Annotated in this window: 2 protein-coding genes; one reads left to right on the top strand and one right to left on the bottom strand. The window is 67.9% G+C overall.

The window, feature by feature from the left end; translation table 11 throughout:
* Positions 1-228: 228 nt before the first annotated feature.
* The gene (locus JF66_RS16260; protein WP_081882455.1) at positions 229-2082 is read right to left on the bottom strand and encodes an NAD(P)/FAD-dependent oxidoreductase; all 1854 of its coding nucleotides are present in this window, start codon (positions 2080-2082) and stop codon (positions 229-231) included.
* Between the two features lie 170 nt (positions 2083-2252).
* Between JF66_RS16260 and JF66_RS16255 the strand changes: the two genes are divergently transcribed.
* Positions 2253-3543: hypothetical protein (locus JF66_RS16255; protein ID WP_035879664.1), on the top strand; the 1291-nt coding region annotated here is incomplete at its 3' end.

Genomic DNA, 3543 nt, shown 5'->3' with positions numbered 1-3543 from the left:
CACAAGGCTCGCGGCACCCGTTTGCGAGGCGGCACCCCGCCACACACGGCTCGCGGCACCCGTTTGCGAGGCGACACCCCGCCACACACGGCTCGCGGCACTCGTTTGTGAGGCGGCACCCCGCCACACAAGGCTCGCGGCACCCGTTTGTGAGGCGGGCACTCGTCTGAACGAGTGCCCGCCTCACAAACGAGTGCCATGACGTGATGACGACTCAATCGGGGCAACCTAGCGCGTGAAGTGCGACTCCTGCAGCTCGAACACCGGGGTCTCCAGGCCTTCCATGCGCGCCTTGATCTGCAGCGCGAGGTAGTTGGAGTAATGCCGGCTCTGGTGCAGGTTACCGCCGTGAATCCACAGCTGCGGCACATTGGTGGGCTTCCACATGTTGCGCAGCTCCCCCTCCCACGGCCCCGGATCCTTCGGAGTGTCGGAGCCGTAGCCCCAGCAGCGGCCCACCTGATCGGCGACCTCGGGCGACACGAGGTCGGCGAGCCAGCCGTTCATCGAGCCGTAACCCGTGGCGTAGACGATCAGGTCGGCGGGCAGTGTCGACCCGTCGGCCATCACCACGGAGTCGGGCGTGATCGAGGCCAGCTGCCCCGACTTCACCGCGACCCGGCCGTCGATGAGCAGCTGGGAGGCGCCCACGTCGATGTAGTAGCCCGAGCCACGGCGCAGGTACTTCAGGAACAGCCCGGAACCGTCGGTGCCGAAGTCCAGGTCGAAGCCGACGGCCGCGAGCTGGGAGTAGAACTCGGCGTCGCGTTCGGCCATCTGCTCGTAGACGGGAATCTGTGCGGCCGGCAGGATGCGATACGGCAGGGATGCGAACAGCAGGTCGGCCTTCTCGGTGGTCACCCCGTTCGCCAGCGCCTGCTCGGAGTACAGCCCACCGAGCGCGAGGTCCATCAGCGCGTCGCTGCGCGCGATGTGGGTGGACGAGCGCTGCACCATGGTGACCTCCGCGCCGTTCTCCCACAGGTCGGCGCAGATGTCGTGGGCCGAGTTGTTCGACCCGATCACGACGGCCTTTTTACCCGTCCAGTCGCCACCGCCCCCGTGCTTGGACGAGTGGTGCTGCTCGCCGAGGAACGTGTCGGCGCCCTCGAACACCGGGGTGTTCGGGTAACCGGAGACACCGAGAGCGAAGATGAGCTGCTTCGGCCGCAGGGTGACGGGCTTGCCCTCGCGCACGACCTGCACAACCCATTCCTGCGCCTCTTCGTCGAACGCGGCCTTCGTGCACTCGGTGCTCGACCAGTAGTTCAGCTCCATGATGCGCGTGTAGTGCTCGAGCCAATCGCCGATCTTGTCTTTCGAGGCGAACACCGGCCAGTCTTCCGGAAACTTCATGTAGGGCAGGTGGTCGTACCAGACCGGGTCGTGCAGGTGCAGGGACTTGTAGCGGTTTCGCCACGAGTCACCGGGCCGGGCGTTCTTCTCGATCACGATCGTGGGTACGCCGAGCCGTCGCATCCGCGCGGCCAGTCCGATGCCGCCCTGACCGCCGCCCACGATCACGCAGTAGGGCTGCTCCTCGTAGCCGAGCCGAGCCTCGCGCTCCTCCTTCTTCTCGAGCCAGGACTTGCGGCCCTTCTCGATCACGTGTGAGACGCCGGTCTCCCGACTGAAGTTCTTCTTCTCCTCGAAGCCCTTGAGTTCCTGCATCGTTGTCAGAATCGTCCAGCACTTTCCGTTGCGCAGCCGGAGGTGCGCGTAGCCGCGGGCCTGGGCGGTCTCGAAGTTCACCCAGGCTTCCGCGTTGGCGGCGTCTCCGGTGGCCGGCTCGGCGAGCACCCACCCGCTCGGCTTGACGCTGTCGAGCGTGGCCGTGAGCATCCGCTCGATGTCGGCCTTGCCCTCGAGGGTCTTGAGGTTCCAGGTGAACGAGACGAAGTCCCGCCAGTAGCAGTCGTCGTCGAACAGGTCGAGAGCCGCGGCGATGTCGCCGGCCTGCAACGTGCGGTCGAGCTCGGTGAGCCAGGCCTGCACGATGTCGCTCGGTGATTCAGGTGCTTCGGGTGCGTCGGTGCCCGGCGCTGTGGTGCTGGGGGTTTCGGTGCTGGGTGTTTCAGGCATATTCACTCCTTTGTGGGCGCTGATGGCAATCCGCTCGGGCGGCGACGGTACGATGGCCCCGTCGCGCTGATTCGAGCGTGATCACTTACTCCAGTACAGGGCCTCGAGGGTTACATAGGCGTTACACCTTCGATTGGCTGGCATCCGTCGTCACACGAAGGAGACAGCACATGGCACAGGTTTCGTCATCGATCCCGCCTGACCTGCGGTTTTCTTCACCCCTCGAATACGACCGGATGCTGCGCGCCGCCCACGAAAAAACCCTCGCCGGCGCACCCCAGTCCGATATCTCCCCTGCCGTGCAGCAGTCGTGGCAGCGCTCCCTCGCGGCCGGCATCAATCCCGACGCGCACCTGCCCCGGCACCTGCACGAAGTGAGCGAGATCGTGTCGTCGCGACGCTCTCACATTCTGCAGGCGGTCATGCCGGCCTTGAGCGAACTGCTCGCCGACGAGAGCAGCGACGGGCAGCATCTGCTGGTGATGGCCGATGCCACCGGTGAGATCCTCTGGCGGGTGGGCAGCGCGAGCGTGCTGCGCCGCGCCGACACCCTCGAGTTCGTTGAGGGCGCCGACTGGTCCGAGACCGGCATCGGCACGAACGCCATCAGCGAGGCCGTGATCAACGGGCGCACGGCCCAGCTGTTTTCCGCCGAACACCTCGTGCGCACGCACCACGAGTGGGTGTGCACGGCGTCGCCCATCCGCGACCCGGCCACCGGGCTCGTGGTCGGCGTGCTAAACGTGTCGGGCCCGCTCAACACCGTGTCGGTCGACAGCGTGAGAATGGTGAAGGTGGGCGTACGCCTCGCCGAAGAACTGCTGCGGTCGCGCCCGCCGGAGGCCCGCCCTCGAGCCGCGCGCACGCCCGGGTTCGTGTCGCTCGAGCTGCTTGGCGGCTCCCCCGCCGTGATCCGCGCCGACGGGCAGCGGATGCCGCTGTCGCTGCGCCGGGCGGAAATCCTCGCCCTGCTCGACTCGCGGCCGCGCGGCTTCACCGCGGACGAGCTCGCGTACGAGGTGCACGGTGAAACCGGCGCGGCCGCCACAATTCGGATCGAAATGCATCGCATCCGCCTGATCCTCGGCAGCCTGCTCGAGTCGAGCCCCTACCGGCTCGCCCCCGCCGCTCAGGGAGTCTCGGACGTCGGGCGGGTGCTCCGACTCGTGCGGGAAGGCCAGGTGTCGGCGGCCCTCGATGTGTACACCGGGCCGCTGCTGGAGCGTTCAACCGCCCGGGCGATCGAACCGCTGCGGGCGGAACTCACCGCCGCGGTCGGCGCCCTGGTGCGGGTGAGCGGCAGCGCCGACCTGATCCGGCGGTGGTGCGCCACCGAGATGGGCTGCGGCGACGCCGACGCCGTGCGGCAACTCGGCCGGCTCACGAGCCTCGCCGACCCCGGGTACATCGCCCTGCGCGCCCGGCTCGACGCGCCTCGACCGCGAGGCCGACGCCTGACCG

This window comes from Cryobacterium sp. MLB-32 (assembly GCF_000738085.1).
In the GTDB taxonomy this organism is placed as follows: Bacteria; Actinomycetota; Actinomycetes; order Actinomycetales; family Microbacteriaceae; genus Cryobacterium.
The sequence above is the reverse complement of the archived record's forward strand: the minus strand, read 5'-3'. Positions and strand labels throughout refer to the sequence as shown.